The 18,956-nt window shown below is 67.5% G+C and carries 18 protein-coding genes and 7 pseudogenes; 14 read left to right on the top strand and 11 right to left on the bottom strand.

The window, feature by feature from the left end:
• Window positions 1–16 precede the first annotated feature (16 nt).
• The gene (locus ACZ6MZ_RS32690; protein ID WP_384183411.1) at window positions 17–787 is read right to left on the bottom strand and encodes an IclR family transcriptional regulator; all 771 of its coding nucleotides are present in this window, start codon (window positions 785–787) and stop codon (window positions 17–19) included.
• 155 nt (window positions 788–942) lie between these two features.
• On the opposite strand from ACZ6MZ_RS32690, the gene ACZ6MZ_RS32695 reads away from it, so the two are divergent.
• Both ACZ6MZ_RS32695 and ACZ6MZ_RS32700 read left to right on the top strand, forming a co-directional pair.
• On the top strand, window positions 943–2,475 hold the full coding sequence (locus tag ACZ6MZ_RS32695; RefSeq protein ID WP_469356137.1) for an aldehyde dehydrogenase (NADP(+)): 1,533 nt from the start codon (window positions 943–945) through the stop codon (window positions 2,473–2,475).
• Between the two features lie 8 nt (window positions 2,476–2,483).
• On the top strand, window positions 2,484–3,098 hold the full coding sequence (locus ACZ6MZ_RS32700; RefSeq protein WP_384183405.1) for a DUF1349 domain-containing protein: 615 nt from the start codon (window positions 2,484–2,486) through the stop codon (window positions 3,096–3,098).
• 251 nt (window positions 3,099–3,349) lie between these two features.
• On the opposite strand, the gene ACZ6MZ_RS32705 is transcribed toward ACZ6MZ_RS32700, so the two are convergent.
• On the bottom strand, window positions 3,350–3,802 hold the full coding sequence (locus ACZ6MZ_RS32705; RefSeq protein WP_469356139.1) for a DUF5959 family protein: 453 nt from the start codon (window positions 3,800–3,802) through the stop codon (window positions 3,350–3,352).
• Window positions 3,803–3,894: 92 nt separating this feature from the next.
• Between ACZ6MZ_RS32705 and ACZ6MZ_RS32710 the strand changes: the two genes are divergently transcribed.
• Window positions 3,895–4,182 (top strand): hypothetical protein, encoded by a 288-nt coding sequence (locus ACZ6MZ_RS32710; protein WP_469356140.1) that lies wholly within the window; start codon window positions 3,895–3,897, stop codon window positions 4,180–4,182.
• Window positions 4,183–4,278: 96 nt separating this feature from the next.
• A pseudogene (locus ACZ6MZ_RS32715) lies at window positions 4,279–4,503 on the top strand (IS5/IS1182 family transposase); the annotation flags it as partial.
• Here the strand turns inward: ACZ6MZ_RS32715 and ACZ6MZ_RS32720 are convergent.
• A pseudogene (locus ACZ6MZ_RS32720) lies at window positions 4,482–4,676 on the bottom strand (DUF6193 family natural product biosynthesis protein); the annotation flags it as partial. The pseudogenes ACZ6MZ_RS32715 and ACZ6MZ_RS32720 sit on opposite strands and share 22 nt — an antisense overlap.
• Window positions 4,677–5,389: 713 nt before the next feature.
• Here ACZ6MZ_RS32720 and ACZ6MZ_RS32725 point away from each other — a divergent pair.
• Entirely contained in the window at window positions 5,390–5,614 is a 225-nt protein-coding gene (locus ACZ6MZ_RS32725; protein ID WP_469356142.1) for a hypothetical protein, read from the top strand.
• A gap of 31 nt (window positions 5,615–5,645) precedes the next feature.
• Here ACZ6MZ_RS32725 and ACZ6MZ_RS32730 read toward each other — a convergent pair whose 3' ends face one another.
• A complete protein-coding gene (locus ACZ6MZ_RS32730; RefSeq protein ID WP_469356144.1) occupies window positions 5,646–6,059 on the bottom strand; it encodes a hypothetical protein in 414 nt (137 codons plus the stop codon).
• Window positions 6,060–6,608: 549 nt separating this feature from the next.
• Between ACZ6MZ_RS32730 and ACZ6MZ_RS32735 the strand changes: the two genes are divergently transcribed.
• The gene (locus ACZ6MZ_RS32735; RefSeq protein ID WP_469356146.1) at window positions 6,609–7,847 is read left to right on the top strand and encodes an IS110 family RNA-guided transposase; all 1,239 of its coding nucleotides are present in this window, start codon (window positions 6,609–6,611) and stop codon (window positions 7,845–7,847) included.
• An 11-nt stretch (window positions 7,848–7,858) separates the two neighbouring features.
• Here the strand turns inward: ACZ6MZ_RS32735 and ACZ6MZ_RS32740 are convergent, their stop codons facing one another.
• A complete protein-coding gene (locus ACZ6MZ_RS32740; protein ID WP_469356148.1) occupies window positions 7,859–8,383 on the bottom strand; it encodes a hypothetical protein in 525 nt (174 codons plus the stop codon).
• A 178-nt stretch (window positions 8,384–8,561) separates the two neighbouring features.
• Between ACZ6MZ_RS32740 and ACZ6MZ_RS32745 the strand changes: the two are divergent.
• Together ACZ6MZ_RS32745 and ACZ6MZ_RS32750 are read left to right on the top strand one after the other, a co-directional pair.
• Window positions 8,562–9,194, top strand: a pseudogene (locus ACZ6MZ_RS32745) (transposase family protein).
• A gap of 177 nt (window positions 9,195–9,371) precedes the next feature.
• Window positions 9,372–10,124, top strand: a complete 753-nt coding sequence (locus ACZ6MZ_RS32750) for a hypothetical protein (RefSeq protein WP_469356150.1) — start codon at window positions 9,372–9,374, stop codon at window positions 10,122–10,124.
• Between the two features lie 226 nt (window positions 10,125–10,350).
• Here ACZ6MZ_RS32750 and ACZ6MZ_RS32755 read toward each other — a convergent pair.
• Window positions 10,351–10,508, bottom strand: a pseudogene (locus ACZ6MZ_RS32755) (site-specific integrase); the annotation flags it as partial.
• Between the two features lie 187 nt (window positions 10,509–10,695).
• Between ACZ6MZ_RS32755 and ACZ6MZ_RS32760 the strand changes: the two are divergent.
• Entirely contained in the window at window positions 10,696–10,929 is a 234-nt protein-coding gene (locus tag ACZ6MZ_RS32760) for a hypothetical protein (RefSeq protein ID WP_469356152.1), read from the top strand.
• Between the two features lie 17 nt (window positions 10,930–10,946).
• Here the strand turns inward: ACZ6MZ_RS32760 and ACZ6MZ_RS32765 are convergent.
• The 3 genes and pseudogenes from ACZ6MZ_RS32765 to ACZ6MZ_RS32775 all read right to left on the bottom strand — a co-directional run bounded on the left by ACZ6MZ_RS32765 (window position 10,947) and on the right by ACZ6MZ_RS32775 (window position 13,669).
• A pseudogene (locus ACZ6MZ_RS32765) lies at window positions 10,947–11,796 on the bottom strand (transposase).
• Between the two features lie 262 nt (window positions 11,797–12,058).
• Window positions 12,059–12,931, bottom strand: coding sequence for a hypothetical protein (locus ACZ6MZ_RS32770; RefSeq protein ID WP_469356154.1), 873 nt, complete (start codon window positions 12,929–12,931; stop codon window positions 12,059–12,061).
• Between the two features lie 120 nt (window positions 12,932–13,051).
• Window positions 13,052–13,669, bottom strand: coding sequence for a hypothetical protein (locus ACZ6MZ_RS32775; RefSeq protein WP_469356155.1), 618 nt, complete (start codon window positions 13,667–13,669; stop codon window positions 13,052–13,054).
• 425 nt (window positions 13,670–14,094) lie between these two features.
• Between ACZ6MZ_RS32775 and ACZ6MZ_RS32780 the strand changes: the two are divergent.
• The 3 genes and pseudogenes from ACZ6MZ_RS32780 to ACZ6MZ_RS32790 all read left to right on the top strand — a co-directional run.
• Window positions 14,095–14,187, top strand: a pseudogene (locus tag ACZ6MZ_RS32780) (transposase); the annotation flags it as partial.
• 273 nt (window positions 14,188–14,460) lie between these two features.
• Window positions 14,461–15,189 carry a DsbA family oxidoreductase gene (locus tag ACZ6MZ_RS32785; protein ID WP_384331181.1) on the top strand — a complete coding sequence of 243 codons (729 nt, stop codon included), beginning with the start codon at window positions 14,461–14,463 and terminating at the stop codon, window positions 15,187–15,189.
• 69 nt (window positions 15,190–15,258) lie between these two features.
• Window positions 15,259–16,308, top strand: coding sequence for an aminotransferase class V-fold PLP-dependent enzyme (locus ACZ6MZ_RS32790; RefSeq protein ID WP_469356158.1), 1,050 nt, complete (start codon window positions 15,259–15,261; stop codon window positions 16,306–16,308).
• A gap of 67 nt (window positions 16,309–16,375) precedes the next feature.
• Here ACZ6MZ_RS32790 and ACZ6MZ_RS32795 read toward each other — a convergent pair.
• Window positions 16,376–16,726, bottom strand: a pseudogene (locus ACZ6MZ_RS32795) (amino acid ABC transporter ATP-binding protein); the annotation flags it as partial.
• Between ACZ6MZ_RS32795 and ACZ6MZ_RS32800 the strand changes: the two are divergent.
• Window positions 16,715–17,077, top strand: a complete 363-nt coding sequence (locus ACZ6MZ_RS32800) for a hypothetical protein (protein WP_469356160.1) — start codon at window positions 16,715–16,717, stop codon at window positions 17,075–17,077. The pseudogene ACZ6MZ_RS32795 and the gene ACZ6MZ_RS32800 overlap by 12 nt on opposite strands.
• Window positions 17,078–17,108: 31 nt before the next feature.
• Here the strand turns inward: ACZ6MZ_RS32800 and ACZ6MZ_RS32805 are convergent, their stop codons facing one another.
• Entirely contained in the window at window positions 17,109–17,648 is a 540-nt protein-coding gene (locus tag ACZ6MZ_RS32805; RefSeq protein WP_389793125.1) for a MarR family winged helix-turn-helix transcriptional regulator, read from the bottom strand.
• A 92-nt stretch (window positions 17,649–17,740) separates the two neighbouring features.
• On the opposite strand from ACZ6MZ_RS32805, the gene ACZ6MZ_RS32810 reads away from it, so the two are divergent.
• Window positions 17,741–18,805, top strand: a complete 1,065-nt coding sequence (locus ACZ6MZ_RS32810; RefSeq protein ID WP_469356162.1) for an alkene reductase — start codon at window positions 17,741–17,743, stop codon at window positions 18,803–18,805.
• The last annotated feature ends 151 nt before the right edge of the window (window positions 18,806–18,956 follow it).

The following is an 18,956-nucleotide window of genomic DNA, read 5'->3' on the forward strand; positions in this document are numbered from 1 at the left end:
CATCGCCTTACATCCATCAGAGTCTCCGGGTGGCGAGCGTGAGCCGGTCGCGCGCGTCGAACAACGCGTCCTTGATCATCTGCTCATGGCCGGGGGTGAGCCTGGCCACCGGTACCGAGCAGCTGATCGCGTCGCGCGCCGGAGTGCGGTACGGGATCGCTATCCCGAAGCACCGCAGCCCGAGGGTGTTCTCCTCACGGTCCACGGCGTAGCCCTGCTCGCGGACGGTGTGCAGCTCCTCGATGAGCTTCTCGCGGTCGGTGATGGTGTGCTCGGTGAGCGCCGGCATGGCCTCCGGCAGCATCTTGCGCACCTGCTCGTCGCTGTGGGTGGCGAGCAGCGCCTTGCCGAGCGAGGTGGAGTGGGCGGGCAGCCGGCGGCCGACGCGGGTGAAGGGCCGCAGATAGTGCTGGGACTGGCGGGTGGCGAGATAGACGACATTGGTGCCGTCGAGCCGGGCCAGGTGGATGGTCTCGGTGGTGTCGTCGGAGAGCCGGTCCAGGGTGGGGCGGGCGGCGGCGACGACCTCGTCACCGTCGATGTAGGAGGTGCCGACCAGCAGGGCCCGTACGCCGATGCCGTACCGCGTGCCCGTCGCGTCCGTCTCCACCCAGCCCAGCTCGACCAGGGTGCGCAGCAGCATGTAGAGGCTCGACTTGGGGTAGCCGACCGCTTCCTGGACGGCGGCGAGGGAGTGCATGCCGGGGCGTCCCGCGAAGTATTCGAGCAGCTCCACCGTCCGTACCGCGGACTTGACTTGTGCCCCACCGGTTTCGGCAGCCGACATCGTCCCTCGCCCCTTCGTGCCTTCTAGACCGCTCTTGACCACACAGAACGCGCGGAAATAGAGTCCCTTCAGATTCACTATCAGGAACCGCGTTCAGAATACCGAACAAGTCCTGTGGGATGGCAGAGGTCCGGAAGGCCGGGAAGGAAGCCGCCGTGGCAGCAGCACCAGTCTGGAGTGTCGACCCCCGAACGGGGAAGCCGCGCGAGCACGTCGCGGACGAGGCCACGGCCGGGGAGATCGACAGCGCGGTCCGCGGCGCGTCCGCCGCCGGGTCCGGGCTCGCCGACCGTACCGTGCGCGCCGCCCTGCTCCGTACCGCGGCCGACCTGCTCGACGCGGCCGGTGACCACGTCATCGAGGCCGCGGACGCCGAGACCGCCCTCGGCCCGGTCCGGCTCACCGGAGAACTCGCGCGCACCACGGCCCAGTTGCGGGCCTTCGCCGAAGTGGTCGACGAGGGCGCTTTCCTCGACGTACGCATCGACCACGCCGACGGCGACCGCACCCCGCCCTGGCCCGATCTGCGCCGCTGGAAGGTGCCGCTCGGCGTCGTCGCCGTCTACGCCGCGAGCAACTTCCCGCTCGCCTTCTCCGTGCCCGGCGGCGACACCGCCAGCGCGCTCGCGGCGGGCTGCCCCGTCGTCGTCAAGGCGCACCCGGACCACCCCGCCACCTCCGAGCTGTGCGCCTCCGTGCTGCGCCGGGCCGCCGCGAAGGTGGGCCTGGACGAGAACGTGGTGACCCTCGTGCACGGCTTCGAGGCGGGCATCGAGCTGATCAAGCACCCGCTGGTCGCCGCCGCGGGCTTCACCGGTTCGGTACGGGGCGGACGCGCGCTCCACGACGCCGCGGCCGCCCGGCCCGCGCCCATCCCCTTCCACGGCGAGCTGGGCTCCCTCAACCCCGTGGTGATCACCGAAGCGGCCGCCGCCGAACGTGCCGAGCAGATCGGCGCCGGGCTGGCCGGCTCGATGACCCTGGGGGAGGGGCAGTTCTGCACCAAGCCCGGTTTCGTACTCGCCCCCGCGGGCCCGTCCGGGGACCAGCTGCTCATGTCCCTGACGACGGCCGTCAGCGAGACCGAGCCCGGTGTGATGCTGGACCACCGGATGCGGAACGCGTTCGTCGCGGGTGTACGTGAACGGGCCGCGCTCCCGGGCGTCGAAGCCCCCATCACCCCCGGCGCCGGCGGCGAGCACACCGTCAGCGCGGGCTTCCTGACCTTGCCGGCGGAGCTGCTCGCGGCGAAGGGCCCGCACGACCTCCTGCTGGAGGAGTGCTTCGGTCCCGTGACCGTGGTCGCCCGCTACACCTCGACCGAGGAGATCAGCACGGTCCTCTCCCGGCTCCCCGGCAATCTCACCGCCACCCTCCAGCTCGCCGCGGCGGAGGCCGACGGCACCGAGCCCGGCGCGGCCCGGCTCCTCGCGGAGCTGACCCCGCTCGCCGGACGCGTCCTGGTCAACGGCTGGCCGACCGGCGTCGCCGTCGCCCCCGCCCAGCAGCACGGCGGCCCGTACCCGGCGTCCACCTCCACCTCCACCTCGGTCGGCGCCACGGCGATCGAACGCTGGCTGCGCCCGGTCTCGTACCAGTCGACGCCGGCCGCGCTGCTCCCGCCCGAGCTGCGCGACGACAACCCCCTGGACCTGCCGCGCCGCGTCGACGGCCGGGCAGAGAACTGAGCACGCACATGGCCGGCCTTGTCGATCTGCCCGAACTCCCCTTCCCGCTGCGGCCGTACGGTCCCGAAGGCGGGTGGTCGTACGCCGACGGGACGCTCACCGGCCGGGCGGGCGCCCGGCAGGACCGCTTCGTACCCCCGTCGGGGGAGTCCCTGGAATCGGCCTCCGACGCGCCCCGGCTGCTCGGCACACCGGAGGGCGACTTCCAGCTGCTCGCCCGCGTCACGGTCGGCTTCGCCGCCGCCTTCGACGCGGGGGTGCTCTGTCTGGAGGTCGCCGAACACCAGTGGGCCAAGCTCTGCCTGGAGCTGTCCCCGGCGCACCCGACCATCTGCACGGTCGTCACCCGCGGCCACTCCGACGACGTCAACTCCTTCGTGGTGGAGGGCGACAGCTTCTGGCTGCGGATCAGCCGCACCGGCACGGCGTTCGCCTTCCACGCCTCCCCGGACGGCGAGCGGTGGACCTTCGTCCGGGTCTTCACACTCGGCACACCGCCAGAGCTCGCGCGCGCACGCGTCGGCTTCCTGGCCCAGTCGCCGACGGGCGAGGGCTGCGCGGTGACATTCGACCACATCACCCACCACCCCCATGGCCTCACAGACCTCCGAAACGGCACCTGACCCACCCCACCCCGGCACGACGCGCCCCCGAGCGAACCGGACCGGTTAACACGGCCGCCCCCGACGCCTCCAGCGGCGCCGGGCCCGGCCGGTCGTCGTCGTGGCGGGTCAGCCGAAGGCGAGCTTCGTGGTGTCCCAGTCGCTGTCAGCGCTGATCACGGTGACACCCGCGCCCAGGCATTGACTACGGGGCGATCGATGCGGACGGTCGCCGTTCGGGGATGCACGTGGGCACCTCCTGAAGAAATCCTTCAGTGCCGCCACACGTATGCGCCTGGCGAAGTCTCCAGAACCTCGCTCGGCCAGGTCTGCCGTACCTCGTGGAGGTGCCGGCGCTGCTCCTCGATCCAACCACTTTCCAGGGCTATCGGGATGGTAGCCATCACCCCGGATCCGGAGCCGTCCTCGACAACCACCGTCAAGTCGCCCCGAGCGTCACCGGGAAATTCCATTCTGATCACGGGGCCGTTGCCCTGATCCAGCCATTCGACCTCCCGACCTGTGGCGAGGGCATCCAGGGCCTGGGACCAGGATTTCAGGTCTCGGGGATAGAAGCAGATGGCGAGGCGCCCGCTGATGAAACTGCTCTCCACGAAAAGCTCAGCGTCGAGCAAGTCGTGCAGTGGCAGAACTCCGGCCGCTCGTCGGCGCAGTACACGAACGTGGACGCTGTTGCTGCCGTCCGAGAGTCTGATCAAATCCATGGTCCCCATCCTGCCTGCCATGACACAGCGATATGGGCAAATCACCGAGCTGAACTACTCAAGATAGATGTGAGAGTGAAGTGAGTGGAACCGTGGATGTCGGGCAGGCCGTGACTGGAATTGGGAATGCTAGAGAGTTCCCCGGCCTTGCCGATGCGTGGCAATGGTCACCAAATCCAAGGTTTGTCTTCTCGTTGGCATTGAGCTCTGAAGGGGATCGAGCTTATCAAATGAACACGCTCGATTCATTCGATGAGGAACTGGTCAGAGCTGTTTTTGAGTTTTCCCGTCACCGGCGGCTTCGTGTTGACCCGGAAGCGCGATCATTCTCCGTGGCGACCGGGTTCACTCACGCTCTGGTGTTTGACGGCAGTAGTTGACGGCAACGCCAGCGGGCAGAGGGCGTGCAAGACGGCGGGGCGTCGTCGGCCTCAGGCTGGTTGGCGGCCTCGGCAGGGTTGTGGAGCGTACGACCGAGGAGGTCGATCTCGTCGGTGAGACGCGGAATCACATCGCGCATCGCCCGAAAAATTGTCGAGACTCACAGCGCCTGGGCTGCCACCGCCGAGTCGTGGAACGAAGCATGTCTTGGCTGTCGGGCTGCGGCCGGCTGCACCGTCGCTACGAGCGTAAGTCAGAGCGTTCTCGCTTTCGCCAGCATCTCGGTGACGCTGATCTGCTACCGGCGCCTGGCTCCCTGACACCTCATTACGTACGACGGGACGAGGGCAATCTCCACCCTGAATGGGAACCCGGTGCAGGAGCTCAAGCCGAGCGTCCAGTGGCCGGAGAACGGGTACCGCTGCCGCAGCCTCGGATCGGCATGGACCGCTTTCACAGGCAGGCCGAACTGAGGGAAGCCCCGTCTTGTCGGCTGCTTGTTCCGGCATCAAGGCGCCACTGCACGTCAACAGCCGCAGCCGATCCGCGTTCGTGAGCTTCGGCGAGCTCGCTGAAGCGTAGAAACGCCAGCAGCTCGTGTGGTTGCCGCAGACTCCTGCCTTCCCCCCATGCCACTCCTGCCCTCACGACATCCCGAAGGTCTGACATCGCTCCAGTGATGAGTTCGACCCCTCGACTCCAGCCGGAGACACCGAACCAGCGGCTCTCGGACGCGATGTGAACGGAGAGTGGCCCGCGCTCAGCGACCGAGGTCGCGATGCCCGCCGAAACGGATGCTCTCCAGTTGTCGGGCACCGTATCGAGAGCGATGCCAAGACCGGCTGCCAACTGCTCCAGCGCGGCGGCGAAGCTGCCCGTAATGGCCAGGTATCTCGTCTGCGACACGACCGATGGAGCAACGCATGCGTTTTCGTAGCACGCCGGCCGACGGCGTCGGCGTATTCGCGCTGATCGTCTGTGTCCCGGGATCCGCTTCGGCCGCCGTAGGTGCATTCACTCGCGGGCCGGATCGTGACGGTGGGCGCCACGTCCTCCGGCCTGGTGGGGCGGCGGTCGGTCGCCTCGTGTTGCGGTCCGTGGTCTTCGCCTGAGCGCCCGGGTCCTGTCCTGTTTCAACGGTCCCGGGGCGGGGGCAATCATGCGTGGCCGGGTATTGGGTCGTGATCGCTGATCAGGAGCTGAAGCATGGAATACGAAATGCGTGCGGAGTACGCGCACGGCGCCTCTCCCCGTGACCGGGACGCCGGACTGGAGGTGTGGCACATGACGCGCCTGCACGAGACGACCGCGTTGTGCGGGCGTGACCTGGACGCGGAAGCTCTCACGCAGTCGTCCGACGCGTGGGGCACGCCCGACGGGCGGCCCCTCTGTCACGCGTGCGGCGCTCTCTACATTCACCAGGTCCCCTGAGAGTTGTCCCGTAATCCCAGGAGGCTGAGGGTCATGCTGTGTCCGGGTCGGTGCCGATGGCGCCGGCCGAGCGAAGCGAACGCCCGAGGTCTCCGGTGAGGATGCGGGGGTGTCGCCGCCACCACCACAGGTCGGGGCCGGGCAGCCTGTGGAACTGGTCGAGTGCTTGGCCTTCGTCGTCGATAGTCGCGGCCTTGTACTGGTCGTCCAGAGCTTTGATCTGTGGGGTCCAGAGCTGGACGATGTGCTCGTCCAGCAGGAGCCAAGCCTCGTGCAGCCAGTTTCGGCAGTAGAGGTCGTTGGTGTACTCGTAGATGTCGTCGCCGTAGCCGCGCTCGATGACGCTTACCAGGGCGGCCCACGCGTGCACCCTTTCAGCGACCGTGAATGCCGTCCGCCAGCCGCGCTGGTGCAACAGCTCTCCCACCTCGGTTTCAGTAGCCACGGGCGTGAGGCTCTCATGCAGAATTCGTCCGGGCGACCGAGATGTGTCCCGCCAGAGGATGGCGGGCCCCACAGCATCATCAAGATGAGACGGTCTCGCCGTGGCTGGGGTGATCACGGAGTCGGAGCCGTCCTAATCCGGTGGTAGCGACAGCCCTGAGAGACGTACGCCCGGGCTGTTCGAGCAGTAGAGGTTGCTCGCGATGGCGGTCACGTGAGTGTCGGGCTGACGCCTTGAGTCGTCCGGGGACTTGATCCCTATATCCAGAGCGGTGATGCCCGACGCACTCGCGACCGCCACCACCGTCAACGCTCCCCACTTGATCACTCGTTGGTGTTTTTGGTGCGAGCCCGCTGCATGGTGACCCCTCGTGATGCCCGAGCCGCTTCAGCTCCAACGCAGACCGGGGCCCGTGCGGTGAGCTGGTGCCACGAACAGCTGCTGAGGTGGCGGACCGGCCTCGTGTCGAGTCCTTGGATTAGGTCGCCGCGTGGTTCCGCATGAGCTCGTGACCAGGACGAACACCCGAGCACGGGAAGGGGAAAGATCTTGATCTACTGCGGCATCGACTGGGCGGAGAAGACACACGACGTCGCCCTGGTCGACGATAGCGGCCAGTTGGTGGCCAAGCGGCATATCACCGATGACGCCGCTGGCTACAAGATCCTGCTGGATCTGCTCGCTGAGTACGGCGACACGGAGGAAGCCCCGATCCCGGTCGCGATCGAGACATCCCGGGGCCTGCTAGTCGCGGTGTTGCGGACTGGCAAACGACAGGTGTTCGCGATCAACCCGATGGCTGCGGCCCGCTACCGAGACCGGCACTCCGTCTCGCGCAAGAAGTCCGACCCGGGCGACGCCCTGGTCCTGGCCAACGTGCTGCGGACCGACATGCACGCTCACCGGCCGCTTCCCCAGGACAGCGATCTGGCCCGCGCCGTCGCCGTCCTCGCCCGCGCTCAGCAGGACGCGACCTGGAACCGGCAGCAGATCGCCAACCAGCTCCGCTCCCTGCTGCGCGAGTACTATCCGGCCGCTCTCGCGGCCGTCGAAGCTTGGAAGAACGGGCTCTACCGACCCGAGGCCCACCAGCTCCTCAAGCTGGCCCCGACGCCGGCCAAGGCCGCTCGCCTCACGCGCACACAGTTACAGGCCGCGCTCAAGCGGGCCGGTCGTCAGCGGGGCATCGCCGCCGACGCCGAGCGGCTCCGCGAGGCCTTCCGAGCCGACTGGGCCCACCAGCCGCAGCTGGTCGAGGACGCACTCGGTAAGCAGATGCTTGCTCTCCTGGTTCAGCTGGAGGCCGCCTGCACCGCAGCCGACAGCCTCGCTGAGGCGGTCGAAGAGGCATTCCCGCAACACCCGGACGCTGAGATCATCCTCAGCTTCCCCGGCCTTGGAACCCAGCTCGGCGCCCGGGTGCTTGCCGAGATCGGGGACGACCGACAGAGGTTCGCCGACGCCCGCGGCCTGAAGGCCTACGCCGGCGCCTCGCCTATCACCCGGGCGTCTGGCAAGAAGTCCAGCGTCACCCGACGCTGGGTGAAGAACGACCGCCTCAACCATGCCGGATACCTCTGGGCGTTCTCCGCGATCACCGCCTCGCCGGGTGCCAAAGCCCACTACCGGCGACGACGCGACAACCACGCAGACTGGCACGCCTCCGCTCAACGCAACCTCTTCAACCGCATGCTCGGACAGCTCTACCACTGCCTCCAACACGGCTGCCGGTTCGACGAGACCGTGGCCTTCCCGACGGCAGCCTCCGCCGTCGTACAAGTGGCCTGAACACGGAAACTTCACAGGAGCTCTGCGGCCTGCCGAAGTATCGCTTGCTGATCAGGACTGGCCAGTTCCTCCGTCAGCATCGACACGACACTCGCGTGCTCCATGAACACCGCCCGGCACTGCTCACGCTCGGGATGTTCGCTGTCACTGCCGAACCAGAGCACCGACACCTCGTCGTCGGTATCGATCGACTCGGAGAACCCTGCAATCGTGACCAGAAGATCCAGCAGTTCGGACCGCGCAGGGGCCTGGGGGTCACTGGCCAGACGCAACAGGAACGGCAGCGCCGTCGGCATGGCCACGTTCATCGCCGTGATGCTGTTGAGAATGCAGTTGGTGAGCACCCGTTTGGCTTCGGATGCTGCTTCCCGGTCGAGAAGGCCGTGCAGCAGCACTGGAATCCCGGCGGGGCACTCCGGGAACTCGGACCAGCGGACAGCCTCACACCCCTGGAGGGCAGGATGGCCACGGCCGGCATCAACCGCCCTCGGGTACTCAGCGAGGAACCGATCGATCGCCGCCTCCTTGGCAGCCACATTCACCCTGCACACCTGGCCGTCCCCGTCCTGCCGTCACAAGCCCCAAGTTCCGCGTCAATCGCACTCTTGCGCGACCGGAGATCCATACGCAAGTCAAGACAGCGAGCCGACGTGTTCGAGTTCCCAGGCACCCATAGCCATTCAGCTTGACGAGTTAGGCGCCTGAGGTGTCTGGATAGCCTCGTTCACCGGGCTGAGCCCGCGGCAGTTCGGCAAGCGGGTGACGGTTCTGCGGCGGGAGGGCGTGGACGTGGTCCGCAGGGGCCGGCCGTGGGGCCTTCAGTTGGAGGACCGGGCACTGCTGGTCGCGGCGTACTGGCGGACGAACCTGACGATGCGGCAGCTCGCGCCGCTGTTCGGGGTTTCGAAGTCGGCGGCGGACCGCATCATCGACCACCTCGGGCCGATGCTCGCGCTCCGACCCCGTATGCGGTTTGCCAAGGACACCGTGCTCATCGTGGACGGCACCCTGGTCCCCACCCGCGACCACACCATCGCCGCACAGTCGAAGAACTGCCGGTACTCCACCAACCACCAGGTCGTCATAGACGCCGACATCTGCTCGCCGGGGCTACCAGGGCAGCGGACTCGTCATCCCACGCCGCCGCCAGCGCGGCCAGACCGAACTCCCGGACTGGAAAGAGGACCACAACAAGTCCCACAAGCAGGTACGGGCCCGCGTCGAGCACGTCTTTGCACGGATGAAGGCGTAAAAGATCCTCCGCGACTGCCGGCTCAAAGGCGAGGGCGTCAGTCAGGCCATGCTCGGCATCGCGCAGATGTGCACAACCTTGCCCTCGTCGGATAAGGGGAGCGGACCACACGACCACCGAGCATGCCCGAGGCGACTCGGAGATCATTTACGGGACGCCTCTTAGCGGAACTCTTGCCAGGTCATATGCGAGGCTAGATCGAGCGGTGCATCGGACCTTCCGAAAGGGAGGTCCGATGCACCGTCAGTCGGAACAGATGAAGGAGTGCCCAGGTGTTGATCGGTGGCGCGGAAATCTATTTGAATCATCCAGTGATTAGTCTCGGGTCCGGTGAACTGCAAGATGATGTGACCCCTCTCGGGGGTTCACCATTCATCGCTACTGAAAGGCACATGCGCATCGCGGCGCGCGCGCAAGTGGGGCTCGTTCGGGTGAGGATATGGAGCAGAGCCAGTCCAGTTCAGGGCGTAGTGGTATTCGATGGCTCTCTGCTGCTGGGTGATGGATCAGTCTACATTGGTGATGTTCTAGGGGCGTCGCGCTATCAGCAGAGGGTTGGCGACCCGGGGAAGCGGCGCCTCATGGTTTCCGTCGATGATCCGGGTAAGGCTTCTCGTATCAACATCGTGGTCGAGCCGGGGAAGCAGGAGGTCACTCTCGCGAGCTCTCAAAACCATCCCCTTCCATCGTTTCTGGTAACTGAGGCATCGGCCCTGGAGTCGACAGATGAGCTCGGGCTGATCCTTTCTGCTCACGATATCCCTCTAAATCGCCTCGCTGCCGCGGTCAAGCTTATTCAATTGGCGTCGCAAGAGGATGATCCTATCCTTAGAGCGTCAATGATGGAATTTCGAATCAGAATGATCTCTGAATGGTTGCGATGGATTTCCCCCGTCCTGTCGGCGGAGAGGGCATCCTCGATCAGCTCATTCATCTCGGAGCGCCTCCAGGATGCCCCGCCAAACGATATCGAATCTTTCTCTACCGAAATCTCTTCTGAAGTCCTCCTGCGCGCAACGATTTGATTGTTCGTCAAGGTGGCCGCACTGCCGTGTAAGACAGCAAACTTGAAGCTCCGTCGGAAGATGGCCCGGCGGGGCTTCGGGGGCGTTTGACGGCGACGGCAACGTCAGCGGACGGCTGCTGTGGTCGGTGGGCCGGCAGTGCGATGCGCCGCTCGGATGCGCGGGCCTTGGTGGGCAGGGCGATCAGGCCGCCGGTTCGGGTGGGCCTCGCGGACGGCGTGTTCCAGAGGTGGTGGACGGCGATGCTGTTCAGCCAGTACGTGATGTAGCCGCCCACGGTGCTATCGGCTGTTGCGACGGGGAGACCACAATTGCTGGTGCCGATCTTTTCGGTGAGCTTGGCGAGGGCTTCCTTGCGGGTGTGCCGTAGACGCGGACGCGACGGGAGGGGATGCGGCGGGCGTGGCCGAGGGTGATCGAGGCGGGCTAACGGGTCCGGAGCAGGTCGTAGACAGCGGCACGGCTGAGCCTGGAGGCGGGCCACGACCCGGGTGCCCCTATGTGTTTGGTCAAGGCCGGAGACCAGTAGGTTCGTGTGGTCGGGGGTGGAGGCCAAACCGTAGAGGTGTGCATGGGCGATAGCCAGGTCACGATCACGCTCACGAGCGATGAGGCATTGGTGCTGTCGCACTGGCTGGAGAAGCTGCAGATGACAGATCTCAGTCGCGTTGTTGACGATCCGGCGGTCTGGGCACCGATCCATCGAATCGCCGGGACGCTGGACAAAGCGCTTCCTGAGCTGTTCGCGTCTGACTACGACCAGCGGCTTGAGGCCGCTCGTCAGCGGCTTCGGCCGGAGGACTGACTGATCGGTCTGATGCCTCACCAGGCGGCGGGCTGGGATGCGTAGAAGGTTGCGTTGCGGAGCATCGCGAAGAGGACGTCTGCTCAGAGCCTGGCGAGGCAGACGAGGGCCTGGATGTGGTATTTGCCCTGGGCGATCTTCTTGTCGTAGGAGGCCCGGGATGCCGGGACAAGACCCGCGTATGCGGCGAAGTGGCCGGCGATCGGGGAGGTGCTGCCGTCGCCGACCTCGATGAGGATCCTGGCTCAGGTCCTGACGTCGACGCCCGGCATCGAGGTCAGGACCTTCGAAAGAGGGTGGGCCTCCAGGAGTTCCTTTATCCGCCCGGCCAGGAGCTTGCGCTGGTCAAGGACGGCGGTGAGTGATCCGGCCGGGCTCGGGACGATCAGCGCGGACGCCTCGGTGCCGGGGACGGTGAGGGTCTGCTCGTCCAGAGCGGTGAAGATCTCCTCAACCAGTCGCTCGGCCATTCGCGGTGCCTTCGGTCGTATCAGGGTGACCAAGCGTCGCTGGCCGGCCTTGCGGATCTGGCCGGTGACCCCACCGTTCCAGCAGGGTCAGGACGGCCGGGTGCTGCAACCGCCGCCCCGGCACCCGCTCCAAGGTGGGGTGGATCTGGGTGAGCAGGCTGTGCAGTCGGTTGGCAACCCTGGCGGCCTCGCCGGCCAGGGCATGCCGGGCGACTGCCAGCGGCTGAGCGCCGATCGAGGCGGGTTGGTCCACCACCACGAGCACTGTTCCGTGCTTGGCCTGGAGTTTCGCGAACAACTCGCGGGGCCTGGGCACGGTGTTGGGCGGCCGCTTGTCGAACGCCTTCTTCCTGGCCGGTGAGCCGAGGAAGACGTCGATGTCGCCGATGTCGGTCACGTGCGGGCCCCTCTACTCCTACTCACGCTTTCATCCGGCCTGACACGGCACCGAGCTGCCACACCCGAGTTACGGAGCTCCTCCGGCCCGGGTGGAGCCGGTGCTCAAGTCCCTCATCAGCGGTCCGTCGGTGCCTCCAGACCCGGTGACACCACCCCCCGGAGCCCCCTTCTGCCGCGAACTGCCGTTCCAGCTCCTTTCTGTGTCAGACGGCGGCGGTACTGGTGAAGAGGCAGTGTTCCGACCCTGCACTATTCGCCCGTCAGAGGGCAGTGGTTGTCGGCGGAGCGACCTGCCAGGTGCCTCGGATCAGGTCGAGCGTCGCCGTGTAGTCGACGTGCGCGGGCGGTTTTTGGCCGGGACACCACCGCTGCGGCAAGGCAGACAGGTAGATGGTCGCCAGGGTTCCTGACCCGGCCCCAACGACTCCGATCCAGTGGGGGCTTTCGCGGATCAGCCGGCCCATCGTCGCGATGTCCGGTTCGGGGATCATCACTGATGAGGTTTCACCGGCACTGACGAGTGCAGAGCCGGCCAGCAGGGCGAGCAGACGGCTCAGGACCGATGCGGGCATAGTCGGATCTGTTGACTCGACCGCCAGATAGCAGTCGTCATGCCCGGAATACCAGAAGCGCGAGCCCTTGAGGCGGGGTAGGACCGGCTCATCGAGGGCAGCCGTTCCAATGACCAGGGCGATTTCGTCAAGCTGGGCCGGGGTCGGCACCATCGGCACGTCAACCAGAGACAGCTCGTAGGGCGACCAGCTGCCATCCAGGAACCGGGGCAGGCTGTTGCGGTGCATCACCAGGATCTCCTCACCGAGTCCTGGGGTGCCAGAAGCCCATGCCCCGACCGGGTGAACGGTGAAGTCGGCCCCCTGTTCAGCGGCGATCAACGATGGCTGCCACTGCGGGAAGTCCTCGTGCAGGAAGCTGTTCGTCGCAAGGTCCACAACGAGGATCGTGTCGTTCGCCGAGCGCGAGAGCACATCGATCAGCTCGCTGGCTTGGGCCGCCGAAGCACTGATCTGCCACGACCCGTCGACCTCACGAACGGTGAAACTCAGCGGGAACGGCAACTGATTCATCCCGACGCTGTTGACGTTGAAGGCCCCGTTGCGCTCGACCTCGATCATTGCCGCATCCCCCTATGAACTCGCACGCCATTTTGACCTGCGCAGATCATCATCCGTCGTCGGCCGAGACAGGCTGCGGCGAGGCCGGTGCTAGTGAAGAGTCAGCGTTCCGACCGTGCGCTATTCGGTGCCCTTCCGGGCGGCCAGGTGGTCCGCCCAGATGTCCTGTGCCAGTGGGGCCCACTCGATCGCGGTGCTGACGTGGATGCCGAAGAGGTCGCCGGAGACGATCGATGGAAGGTCAGCGACTATGGCGATCATCGCTGTGTTGTGTGCGGCGAGAGTCGGTAGTCCGAGTTCAAGGGGCTGCCTCGTCAGTCCGTGCAGGCGTCGAGGCTGATGCGCCAAACGCCCAGGCAAGAGGAACACGGGTCCGCTGCCGGGAGTTGGTTGCAGCACGGAGCGTGTCAGGGGGTTGGCGATCTGCTGTTCGACGAGTCGGGCCAGTGTCGCAGGAAGGAGGACGGGGGCCTTGTCGAATTGCATGGGGACTTCAAGCCGGTGCGTCAGCCGGCGGGCGTTTGTCCAGCGGATGAATGCACCGATTGCCTTGCGGCGGGTCTGTGGGGTTGTGACCAGCCATAGTTCGAGTTGGGGCTGAGCCAGGTCGGCGAGGGCGAGGTCGTTGGCGTCCAGCCAGGCCATGAACTCGATTACCGTTCGGATCTGGGCCCGGGCCATGCCTGCTGCGCATTCGAGATAGCGGCCGCTGGAGGATCTGCGCCGGGCATCGCGCACGATGGACCACTCGGCAACGGGGCGGATGATCCGCAGATGGTGGTGGGCGGGTAGAGCTTTGAGGACCTGGCGGAGCCAGATCTCCAGGCAGGCCAGGAACTCATTTCGGTGGGCGCGATCTGTGTGGTGACGAGAGGTTCCGGACCGCGCGTGTGTCGTGGTCTTGAGGGAGGTCGTCCAGCAGGTCCTGAGTGATCTCAGCCTGTCCCGCGGCCAGGCTCATCAGCAGCTGGCCACCACTGCGGCTGAGCCAGTTGAGGACAGATCGGGGGAAAGCGGCCGAGATGAGTGCTTCCGCCAGCGGGACGAGTTGGCTGTCCTCGCCGCTGAGGAGATCGTGGGCCCTGTCGCGGGCGATGCCCCGGGTGCAGTAGTTGTCACCGGGCAGGCCCGCCCGCTACCCCGTCTCGCCGTCGTACGCCACCTTCACCCTCGACGGCGCCGACCACGCCAGCCACAAGGAGCAGGGCAGCACGATCAGCCGCTACATCATCTGGCGGAACAAGCACACCACCGATGGCCGAATTCCGGAACCAGCGGGTTATCGCGCTTCGCACCGGCGCACTCCTTGGCGGCGCGTGCTGAGGCAGATCCGTCGTCCACCTCCCTACGACACACTCCGCACGGGCACCGGCGACCGCGACGCCCCACCCACCGCGACAGCCGTCCGCTGACGTTGCCGCGGGCCGGTCTTGAGCAGCCGGGAATGGTCGGGGGGCCGGGGGTGTTTTTGTGGGGGCGGGGGGTGGCTCCGTGGTGTATGAGACTCGTGATCCTGGAGAAGTAGACACATGCGCGTCGAGATCTGGAGCGATATCGCCTGTCCCTGGTGCTACATCGGGAAGGCCCGCTTTGAGAAGGGCCTGGCGGCCTTTGCTCACCGGGACGGGGTCGAGGTGGTGCATCGGTCCTTCGAGCTGGATCCGGGGCGGGCCAAGGGGGATACCGCGCAGGTGGTGGACATGTTGGCGGCCAAGTACGGGCGTAGTCGCGAGGAGGCCCTCGCCATGGAGGAGCATGTCGCCTCCAACGCGCGCTCCGAGGGGCTCGCCTACCGCACCGAGGGGCGGGACCACGGCAGTACCTTTGATATTCACCGGCTTCTGCATCTGGCCAAGGCCCGCGGCCGGCAGGTCGAGTTGCTGGATCTTGCCTACCGGGCGAACTTCGCCGAGGAGCGTTCCGTCTTCGACCAGGAGACGCTGGTGGGTCTCGCGGTCGAGGCCGGGCTGGACGAGGCGGAGGTCCGTGGGGTGCTCGCGGATTCCGGGGCGTACGCCGACGACGTACGGGCCGACGAGCGCGAGGCCGCCGAGCTGGGGGCGAACGGGGTGCCGTTCTTCGTCCTCGACCGGCGGTACGGAGTCTCCGGCGGGCAGCCGGCCGAGGTGTTCACGCAGGCGCTCGAGCAGGCGTGGCAGGGCCGGGCGATCACGCCCATCGGCGGATCCGCGCCGGACGCCGAGGTCTGCGACACCGACGGTTCCTGCGAGATTCCGCAGGCCGGGGCCCATTCATAAGGACTGCTTGGGTGTGCCCTTCAGCCATGCGCGATTGACTATGAGGTGAGGGGGTTCCAGGGTGGCTGCATGGACACCCTAGGAGGCGCCGAGTTCGCGCCGGTGATGACGTACCTGAACACGTCCAGCTGCGGTCTGCTGCCCCGACGGGCCGTCGAGGCCGTACGTACCCTGGCCGAGGAGAACGCGAGCGGCCGGCGGGGGGAGGGCGCGGGGAGCTTCGAGTCCGTGGGCGCCGCTCGCGCCTCCTTCGCCCGGCTGGCCGCCGTCCCCGCCGAGCGGGTCGCCGTGGGCAGCTCGGTCTCCGTACATGTCGGACTGATCGCGGCCTCGCTGCCGCCGGGCGCCGAAGTCCTCTTCCCGGAGGGCGAGTTCAGCTCGGTCGTCACCCCGTTCGCCGTCCGCGGCGACCTCGTGTTGCGGTACGCGCCGCTGGACGGCCTGGCGGCGGCCGTGCGGCCGGACACCGCGCTGGTGGCCTTCTCGGCGGTCCAGTCCGCGGACGGGAGGATCGCCGATCTGGACGCGGTACGGGCGGCAGCCGCCGCGCACGGCGCCCGGACGCTGCTGGACGCCAGCCAGTCGGCCGGCTGGCTGCCGCTGGACGCCGGGGCGTACGACTACACCGTCACCGGCGCGTTCAAGTTCCTGGTCTGCCCGCGCGGTACGTCCTTCCTCACCGTGACCGAAGAGGCGCAGGAATCGCTGGTGCCGATGCACGCGGGCTGGATCGCCGCCGAGGACCTCTGGGCCAGTACGTACGGTCCTGTCGAGCAACTGGCCACCTCCGCACGCCGCTTCGACGAGGCCACGTCCTTTCTCTCGTACCACGGAGCCGAGCAGTCCCTCGCACTCCTGGAGGAGATCGGCGTCAAGGCGATCCACGCCCATGGCACCGCCCTCGCCGCCCGCTTCCGGGCGGGACTGACCGGCCTCGGCCATGAGCCGGTCCCCGGAGAGTCCGCGATCGTCTCCGTCAAGGGACTGACGCACCGGCACCCCGACCTTGAGCGAGCCCAGGTGGCGGTCTCCATCCGGGCGGGCTACGTGCGGGCCGCGTTCCATCTCTACAACTCCGACGCGGATGTCGACCGGGCGCTGGAGGTGCTCGCCGGCTGAGCCCGGCCGTACGCAGCGGGCGTACGAAGCCGTCGTACGAGGCCGCCGTACGCAGCGCGCGCAATCGCTACAGGAACCGTCCCAGGAACGCCCGGGTGCGGGGGTTGGCCGGGTGGTCGAGGACCTCCTCCGGAGTGCCGCTCTCCAGCACCCGGCCGGCGTCCATGAAGACCACCCGGTCCGCCACTTCCCTGGCGAAGCCGATCTCATGGGTCACCACGAGCATGGGGAGTCCGTCGCGGGCCAGATCCCGCATCGTGGCGAGGACCTCGCCGACGAGCTCGGGGTCCAGGGCGCTGGTCGGCTCGTCGAAGAGCATCAGCTTCGGCCGCATGGCCAGCGCGCGGGCGATGGCGACGCGATGCTGCCGGCCGCCGGAGAGCTGCCGCGGATAGGCGGCCGCCTTGTGAAGGACGCCCTCGCCCATCTGCTCGCCGACGAGGGTGCGAGCCGGTGTGTGCGGGCCGCTGCGGAGCGGTACGACCTGCGGCGTAACGGGCTGGCCGAGCGCCTTGCCCGGCGTGGGGTGCCCACCGAGAACCGGGACGGGCTGATGCTGTGGGTGCCGGTGGCGGACGAGACCTCCGCGCTGGTCACGCTCGCGGCCCGGGGCGTCATGGTGTCGCCGGGGAGCCGCTTCTGCGTCTCCTACTCCCGCCCGCATGTCCGGATCGCCACCAGCCGGCTCACGGAGGACGCGCACGCGCTCGACGAGACGGCCGCGCTGATCGCCCTCGCCGCCTCCGCCTCGTCCGTCCGACTGGACTGACACGTCCTCGGCTAGGCCCTCGGCCAGGCCCTCAGCGCTGGACGTCCTCCGCGTCGGCGGGTGGGCCGGTGCACGCGTCCGCCCCCCGTTCCGGGCAGCCCTCCGTCTCCGCGCAGAGGTTCGACTCGACCTTGGCGAGCAGCCGGATCAGTTCCCCGCGCTCGGTGTCGTCGAGCCCCGCGAGGGTGCGCTCCTCCAACTCCGTCCAGGCGTCCTTGACCTCGGTGCGCAGCGCGCAGCTGTCCGACGTGGCCTCCACCAGCACCGCGCGCCGGTCCAGCGGGTCGGGGGAGCGCTTCACGTACCCCGCGTGATCCAGCCGCTGAAGCATCTTGGTCACGGTCGACGGGTCGAGGTCCATCGACTTGATCAGCTCGGACTGGCGCACCCCGTCCGAGTCCCACAGATGCATCATCAGGAACTCCTGGCCGGGGTAGAGGCCGGTGCGCCGCAGCAGCTTGCCGGCCGTCATGCGGTGCAGCCGGGAGATCCGGGACAGGGCGTGACTGACCGGGCCGCCCCGCGCGGCGCCGGGCAGTTCGTCCGTACAGGCAGGGTCGTCGGATGTCATGTCACGGAGTTTAGCTTGGTCGACCAAGGAATGAGCTACAGTGACTCGCGGTTGATTACTTGGCCGACCACATATTTGCTACGGGAGCCTCCATGACCACCGCGTTCGATCCGATCGACCTTTCGGGTACGCAGCTCGCCAATCGCATCGCCATGGCCCCGATGACCCGCAGCCGGGCCTTCGGCCCTGGACTTGCACCCACCGCCTCGACGGCGGAGTACTACGCGCAGCGCGCCTCGGCCGGCCTGATCATCACCGAGGGAACCCAGCCCTCGGTGGTCGGCCAGGGCTACCCGAACACCCCCGGTCTGCACAGCGAGGAGCAGATCGCGGCCTGGCGCGTGGTCACCGACGCCGTCCACGCCAAGGGCGGGAAGATCTTCGCCCAGATCATGCACGCCGGCCGGATCGGCCACCCGGTCCTCCTGCCGGAGGGCCTGACTCCGGTGGGCGCCTCCGCCGTCGCCGCGCAGGGGCAGGTCTACACGCACGAGGGCGCCAAGGACTTCATCGCCCCGCGCGAGCTGACCTCCGACGAAGTACGGGAGACCATCGCCGACTTCGTCTCCGCGTCGCGCAACGCGATCGAGGCCGGATTCGACGGAGTCGAGCTGCACGGCGCCAACGGCTATCTGATCCACCAGTTCCTGGCTCCCTCCTCCAACCTGCGTACCGACGAGTGGGGCGGTTCCGTGGAGGGCCGGATCCGCTTCGCCGTGGAGGTGACCCGCGCCGTCGCCGCGGAGATCGGTGCCGAGCGGACCGCCCTGCGGATCTCGCCGGGAAACCCGTACAACAGCATCGAGGAGCCCGAGCCGGAGCCCACGTACACCGCGCTGGTCCAGCAGCTGGAGCCGGTCGGCCTCGCCTATCTGCATCTGATTGAGAACACCCGGGAGTTCACGCTCGTCGTGCGCAAGCTGTTCACGGGAACGCTCGTCCTCAACGCCGCGACCGACGGATTCACGAGCGCGGATGAGCTGGCCCTGATCGAGGACGGCACCGCAGACATCGTGTCCTTCGGCGCGCTCTTCCTCGCCAACCCGGACCTGCCGTCCCGGCTGCGGGCGGGCGGCCCGTACAACACCCCGGACCCGGCGTCCTTCTTCGGCGGCGACGACAAGGGCTACATCGACTACCCGTCCCTGGAGAGCTGAGCTCCGCACGCGGGAAAAGGGGCGCGGGGGGGGGGGGGGGGGGGGAGCCCCCCCGCCCTTTTCTTCTTTTTCTTTCCTCCCCCCACCCATCCAGTTCATGCCCCCGGGGGGAGTTCTTCTCCCCCCCGAAAGAAAGACGCGGCGGGGGGGA

It is taken from the genome of Streptomyces sp. NPDC042201, assembly GCF_055582185.1.

Excerpts from the sequence above, each read along its gene's own strand:
- ACZ6MZ_RS32785 (WP_384331181.1), top strand. The coding sequence starts at position 14,461 with ATGCGCGTCGAGATCTGGAGCGATATCGCCTGTCCCTGGTGCTACATC.
- ACZ6MZ_RS32725 (WP_469356142.1), top strand. The coding sequence starts at position 5,390 with ATGGAATACGAAATGCGTGCGGAGTACGCGCACGGCGCCTCTCCCCGT.
- ACZ6MZ_RS32705 (WP_469356139.1), bottom strand. The coding sequence starts at position 3,802 with ATGGATTTGATCAGACTCTCGGACGGCAGCAACAGCGTCCACGTTCGT.
- ACZ6MZ_RS32805 (WP_389793125.1), bottom strand. The coding sequence starts at position 17,648 with ATGACATCCGACGACCCTGCCTGTACGGACGAACTGCCCGGCGCCGCG.
- ACZ6MZ_RS32760 (WP_469356152.1), top strand. The coding sequence starts at position 10,696 with ATGGGCGATAGCCAGGTCACGATCACGCTCACGAGCGATGAGGCATTG.
- ACZ6MZ_RS32790 (WP_469356158.1), top strand. The coding sequence starts at position 15,259 with ATGGACACCCTAGGAGGCGCCGAGTTCGCGCCGGTGATGACGTACCTG.
- ACZ6MZ_RS32770 (WP_469356154.1), bottom strand. The coding sequence starts at position 12,931 with ATGATCGAGGTCGAGCGCAACGGGGCCTTCAACGTCAACAGCGTCGGG.
- ACZ6MZ_RS32690 (WP_384183411.1), bottom strand. The coding sequence starts at position 787 with ATGTCGGCTGCCGAAACCGGTGGGGCACAAGTCAAGTCCGCGGTACGG.
- ACZ6MZ_RS32810 (WP_469356162.1), top strand. The coding sequence starts at position 17,741 with ATGACCACCGCGTTCGATCCGATCGACCTTTCGGGTACGCAGCTCGCC.
- ACZ6MZ_RS32700 (WP_384183405.1), top strand. The coding sequence starts at position 2,484 with ATGGCCGGCCTTGTCGATCTGCCCGAACTCCCCTTCCCGCTGCGGCCG.